Raw genomic sequence first — 5534 nt, forward strand, 5'->3', positions numbered from 1 at the left:
AACTACACGCTGACACAGGAGCGAGGCCGCTGGTTCGTGTCGATCCAGGTGGAGCAGCCCGACGTGATCCCGGCGGCGGGACTGGTGCCGACGCTGGGGATCGACTTCGGCGTGACGCTGTTCGCGGCGACGACGGACGGCGAGTGCGTGGCGCCGCTGAATGCGTTGAAGCGGCAGCAGAAGTACCTGAAGCGAGTCCAGCGGTCGGTGTCGCGCAAGGTGAAGGGGTCGAAGAACCGGCGCAAGGCGATCGACCGACTGGGCAGGGTGCATGCCCGGATCGCGGCGCAGCGCAGCGACTGGCTGCACAAGCTGACGACGCGGTGGGCGGATGCGCACCCGGTGATCGCCATCGAGGATCTGAAGGTGGCAGCGATGAGCGCCAGCGCGAAAGGCACGGCCACCGAGCCGGGGCAACGAGTGCGGCAGAAAGCGGGGCTGAACCGCTCGATCTTGGATCAGGCGTGGGGCGAGGCACGGAGACAACTGGAATACAAGACCGCGGCCCGAGGCGGGGCAGTGGTGCCAGTGAACCCGGCGTACACGAGCCAGCGGTGCAGCGCCTGCAGGCACACGGCCAAGGAGAATCGCCCGACACAAACCCGCTTCGCGTGCGAAGCGTGCGGGCACAGCGAGAACGCGGACCTGAACGCCGCGAAGAACGTACTGGCCGCGGGACGCGCGGTCTGGGTCGCAAGGCCCGAAGCCTGTGGAGCGGAGGTCAGACGCGCCAGACCCGTGAGGGGACGACGCGCAGCCGCGAGGAAGCAGGAACCCGCCGAAGGCTCGGCCGCGCAAGCGGTCGCGCCCGCCGGAATCCCCGTCCTTTAGGGCGGGGAGGATGTCAAGCTTTGGCTTTACGACAAGGCATTCGCTGGGCACACTGTTGACTTGTCTTTTTTCTCCTTGCCCGCTTCGATGACCCCCTTCGGCCTTGGCATGTACTCACTGACGGATGCCGCTAGGCTAGTCCGCACAGAGCCACGTGCGATCAGACGTTGGCTTTACGGGCATGCGTATCACACAGGCCACGGTGATCAGCGAGTGCGACGCGTTTCACCCGCGCTGTGGTCACCCCAGTACAACCGTGATGAACTAGGCGAAGCGGTCATAGGATTTCAAGATTTGCTGGAGTTGCGTGTCGTTCGACAATTCGTCGACCACGGTGTGCCCCTCGCGGTCGTTCGACGATGCCTGAACACGGCCCGCGAGGTCTTTGGTGCAGATCACCCTCTCACACGCCGCCGCTTCGTCACCGATGGAGCAACCGTATTCGCCGAATCACTCGAAGCCGAGACCCGTGCTGGTGAGCAAGACGGTGAATTGTTGAACCTGAACAACCGCCAGTACACGTTCAAGACCATCATCAAGGACTCGCTCTACACGGGAATCGAGTACGAGGACGGTCAGGCCAGACGCTGGTATCCCGAGCCGCGCAGCCGAGCGGTAGTGATTGATCCAGCGCTCCAGTTCGGACACCCCATGATCGAGGAATCTGGTGTGCCAACTGCTTCACTGTATGCATCCTATCTGGCAGAGAACATGCAAAAAGCCGTAGTCGCTCGGGTGTTCGATGTCCCGGTCAAGCAGGTAGAAGCAGCCGTCCGCTTTGAGGAAAAACTACGGCAGGTAGCCTGAATTGAAGTTCCTCTTTGACAACAACCTGTCGCCGCATCTGGCTAGAGGTCTGGCCGAGTTTTCGAAAACGGATGTACGGGTAACACAGATCGTCCCGTTGCGTGACCGATTCGCACAGAACGCCAAGGATGAGGTCTGGCTGCCAGAACTGGCGAACGATGGCGGCTGGGCCATCGTGTCCATCGATCAGTTCAAGAAAACCACCGCTGAGCGGGAACTCGTACGTAAGCACGGTTTGATGGTGTTCGTGCTCGACAAGCAATGGTCCGGCAAACCGTTCTGGGAGATGAGCGCCCAGCTTGTCCAATGGTGGCCCACCATTCTCGATGTTGCGGCACTCACGTCCAAAGCCGCTTATCGTGTGCCGTATCGGCGGCAAGGACAGAAAACGCTGGAGCAGATTCGCGCCTGACCCTCACACCTTCAGGATGTGCGCCCGGTAGTACAGCAACTCGTCGATCGACTCGTGGATGTCCGCCAGCGCCGTGTGCTTCTGGTGCTTCTTGAAGCCTTCGACGAGGCCCGGCTGCCAGCGACGCGCCAGCTCCTTCAGCGTGGAGACATCGACATTGCGGTAATGGAAGAACGCTTCGAGCTTCTTCATGTAGTTGGCCATGAAGCGCCGGTCCTGGCAGATGCTGTTGCCGCACATCGGCGAGGCCTTGGCGCTGACGTACTGCTTCAGGAAGGCGATCACCTGCTGGCCGGCTTCGTCCTCGGTGATGGTCGAGGCTTTCACGCGGTCGACCAGACCGCTCTTGCCGTGGGTGCCCTTGTTCCAGGCGTCCATGCCGTTCAGCACGGCATCCGACTGGTGGATGGCGATCACCGGGCCTTCGACACGCATGGTCAGCTGCGCATCGGTGACGACGACGGCGATCTCGATGATGCGGTCGGTCGCGGGGTCGAGCCCGGTCATTTCCATGTCGATCCAGACGAGGTTCTGATCGTGGCGGGTCAGGGTCGGGGCGGTGGCTTCAGCGGCAATCGGCTCGGTCATCAGGGGCTCCAGGAGAAGCGGCGATTTTCCCACGCGCCATCGGCGAGAATCCGCGCATGAATTCGCTTGCCGTGACGTTCGCCTTTGCAGTCGCCCTCGTGGCCATGCTCGGCACCCGCCTGTGGCTGATCAGCCGCCAGATCCGCCATGTGGCGCAGCACCGCAGCAGCGTGCCCGCCGCATTTGCCGACGTGGTCTCGCTCGAAGCCCACCAGAAGGCCGCCGACTACACCATCGCCCGCCAGCGCTTCGAGCTGCTGACCACCGCCTGGGGCGGCGCGATGCTGCTGGGCTGGACGCTGCTGGGCGGACTGGACGCCGTCAATGGCGCCGTGCTGGAATGGGCGCTGCCGCGCTGGGGCGCCCTGGGCTACCAAGTCGCGCTGCTCGTGGCGGTGAGCGCCATCGGCAGCGTGATCGACCTGCCCTTCGACCTCTGGCGCACCTTCCGCATCGAGCAGCAATTCGGCTTCAACCGCATGACCTGGGGGCTGTGGTTCAAGGACGCGCTGGTCGGCACCGTCATGGGTGCTGCGATCGGCATCCCGCTGATGGCGCTGGTGCTGTGGCTGATGTCGGCGGCGGGCGCGCTGTGGTGGCTGTGGGCGTTCGCGGTGCTGGCCGGGTTCACACTGCTGATGCAGGTGCTCTACCCGACCGTCATCGCGCCGCTGTTCAACAAGTTCCAGCCGCTGGACGACGAGACGCATGGCCCGCTGAAGAGCCGCGTGCAGGCGCTGATGCAGCGCTGCGGCTTCCAGGCGCAAGGGCTGTACGTGATGGACGGCTCCAAGCGCTCCGCCCACGCCAACGCCTACTTCACCGGCTTCGGCGCCAGCAAGCGCGTGGTGTTCTTCGACACGCTGCTGTCGCGGCTATCGGCGCAGGAGATCGAAGCCGTGCTCGCCCACGAACTCGGCCACTTCCACCACCGCCACGTGCCCAAGCGGCTGGTCACGGTGATGGGCGTGTGGCTGGCGAGTCTGGCTCTGCTGGGCTGGCTGATGAACCAGCCGAGCTTCTACACCGGCCTCGGCGTGCAGCCGAACATGGCGGCGCCGAACCACGGTCTGGCGCTGCTGCTGCTGACGCTGGTCGGGCCGGTGTTCGGCTTCTTCATCACGCCGATCACCGCCGCCGTGTCGCGCCGCCATGAATTCGAGGCCGATGCCTACGCCAGCCAGCAGGCCCGCGCAGTCGACCTGAAATCCGCGCTGCTCAAGCTCTTCGAGGACAACGCGACCACGCTGACCCCCGATCCGCTGTACGTGCGTTTCCACTATTCCCACCCACCCGCGTCCGAACGCCTCGCCGCCCTCCATGCCCACACCTGAACTCGACATCGGCCTCGTCATCGCCGGCCACGGCCGCCACTACATCGTCGAGACACCGGAGGGCCGCGAGATCAAGTGCAGCCCGCGGGGCAAAAAAAGCCAGCTCGTCGTCGGCGACCGCGTGCGCTGGCAGCCCACCGACACGCTGGGCAACGAAGGCGTGATCGAGGCGATGGAGCCGCGCACCAACCTGCTCTACCGCCAGGACGAGTGGAAGACCAAGTCCTTCGCGGCGAACCTGGACCGGCTGCTGATCCTCGTCGCCGCGGAGCCGGTGTTCAGCGAGAGCCAGCTCGCCCGCGCGCTGATCGCCGCCGAGCAGGCGCGCATCAAGGTGAGCATCCTGCTGAACAAGATCGACCTGGTCGAATCGGCGCAACTCGCCCGCGAGCGGCTGGCGCCCTACGTGAAGATGGGCTACGACGTGATCGAGGTCGCCATCAAGGCCCAGCCCGACGAGACCCGGGCCCGCCTGACCGACCTGCTCGCCACCGGCTCGACGCTGGTGCTCGGCCCCTCGGGCACCGGCAAGAGCACGCTGGTGAACCTGCTCGGGCTGGACGCCGCCGCACCCGTGCGCGAGATCTCGGTCGCGCTGAACTCCGGCCGCCACACGACGACGCACACCCGCTGGTACTGGCTAGACGACGCCCACAAAGGCGCGCTGATCGATTCACCGGGCTTCCAGGAATTCGGCCTTCGCCACATCCCGGTGGAGGATCTCGCCGCGTGGATGCCGGACCTTTCGCGCTACCTCGGCCAGTGCCGGTTTGCCAACTGCAGCCACGACCACGAGCCGGGGTGCGCGGTGCTGGCGGCGCTGGCAAAGGGCGACATTGCGCCGTCGCGGCATCGGATCTATCTGGAAGTGCGCGAGGAACTGGGCCGCACGCACTACTGAACTGAATCATGGGCCGGCGACCATTCGGGATCAGGCCCGTTTGGCGCAGAGTGCATCAAACGCCTGCCGGTTCCCGAGCTGCCGAGCTGCCGCCAGAATTTCCGGGTAAGTTCTTGCAACGTGAATCCCCGCAGCAGCTTGCAATGTTTGCGGCGAAGGGCAAAACAGGAACCCCATGGATGCCCGCCGAAGCATGGTCAAGTCGTTGAACGCGTCTCCAACGGCCAAGGTTCGATGACCATTCTCCGCAAATTCTTCAATGACCTCGTGTTTGCCATGCCTGCGGGAATAGTGTGCCTTGGAAATATAGCCGCCTCGATCACAGATGAACCAATGGCAACGCAGTTCAGGCTGATCCAGCTTTTCCCATAAAGGCAGGATCATTTCCTGGAATGCATCCGACACCAAGACGACATGAAAATCTTGGCGCAACTCGGTCAGAAAATGATACGCCCCTGGCAGCGGATCTACACGCTCTATCAATGCCTGCACATCGATCAGTCGTAGACCATTTTTCCTGAGTAAGCAGTCTCAATCAAGTTTGATTGTTGTTTAAAATTTATACGATTGCCTGTAGAATTTTGGAATCAAATCAATGATATGAGACCATGCTCAAGAGCCGTGACTTCTCGCTTTCCCCAGAAGACCTAGAAAAGCTCCG

6 protein-coding genes and 1 pseudogene are annotated in these 5534 nt (G+C 63.2%); 5 read left to right on the top strand and 2 right to left on the bottom strand.

The genetic code is table 11. From position 1 onward, the window contains the following. The 3 genes from AABN02_RS07795 to AABN02_RS07805 all read left to right on the top strand — a co-directional run. A partial coding sequence (locus tag AABN02_RS07795; RefSeq protein WP_338414359.1) for a transposase occupies positions 1-831 on the top strand: 831 nt, incomplete at its 5' end. 213 nt (positions 832-1044) lie between these two features. Next, the gene (locus AABN02_RS07800; RefSeq protein ID WP_338414360.1) at positions 1045-1638 is read left to right on the top strand and encodes a DUF433 domain-containing protein; all 594 of its coding nucleotides are present in this window, start codon (positions 1045-1047) and stop codon (positions 1636-1638) included. 1 nt (position 1639) lies between these two features. Next, positions 1640-2050, top strand: a complete 411-nt coding sequence (locus tag AABN02_RS07805; RefSeq protein ID WP_338414361.1) for a hypothetical protein — start codon at positions 1640-1642, stop codon at positions 2048-2050. A 3-nt stretch (positions 2051-2053) separates the two neighbouring features. On the opposite strand, the gene orn is transcribed toward AABN02_RS07805, so the two are convergent. Then, the gene (gene orn / locus AABN02_RS07810) at positions 2054-2638 is read right to left on the bottom strand and encodes an oligoribonuclease (protein ID WP_338414362.1); all 585 of its coding nucleotides are present in this window, start codon (positions 2636-2638) and stop codon (positions 2054-2056) included. A 56-nt stretch (positions 2639-2694) separates the two neighbouring features. On the opposite strand from orn, the gene AABN02_RS07815 reads away from it, so the two are divergent. Further along, on the top strand, positions 2695-3972 hold the full coding sequence (locus AABN02_RS07815) for a M48 family metallopeptidase (RefSeq protein ID WP_338414363.1): 1278 nt from the start codon (positions 2695-2697) through the stop codon (positions 3970-3972). Beyond that, positions 3959-4873: a ribosome small subunit-dependent GTPase A gene (gene rsgA, locus AABN02_RS07820; protein WP_338414364.1), complete on the top strand. Its 915-nt coding sequence runs from the start codon at positions 3959-3961 to the stop codon at positions 4871-4873. Before AABN02_RS07815 ends, rsgA begins: the two co-directional genes overlap by 14 nt. A gap of 30 nt (positions 4874-4903) precedes the next feature. Here rsgA and AABN02_RS07825 read toward each other — a convergent pair. Further along, positions 4904-5383 (bottom strand): annotated as a pseudogene (locus AABN02_RS07825) (HAD family hydrolase); the annotation flags it as partial. Positions 5384-5534: the final 151 nt, after the last annotated feature.

The organism is uncultured Sphaerotilus sp., assembly GCF_963924895.1.
Taxonomy (GTDB): domain Bacteria; phylum Pseudomonadota; class Gammaproteobacteria; order Burkholderiales; family Burkholderiaceae_C; genus Sphaerotilus.

Coding starts and splice junctions, on each gene's coding strand:
- rsgA (WP_338414364.1), top strand. CDS start 3,959: ATGCCCACACCTGAACTCGACATCGGCCTCGTCATCGCCGGCCACGGC.
- orn (WP_338414362.1), bottom strand. CDS start 2,638: ATGACCGAGCCGATTGCCGCTGAAGCCACCGCCCCGACCCTGACCCGC.
- AABN02_RS07815 (WP_338414363.1), top strand. CDS start 2,695: ATGAATTCGCTTGCCGTGACGTTCGCCTTTGCAGTCGCCCTCGTGGCC.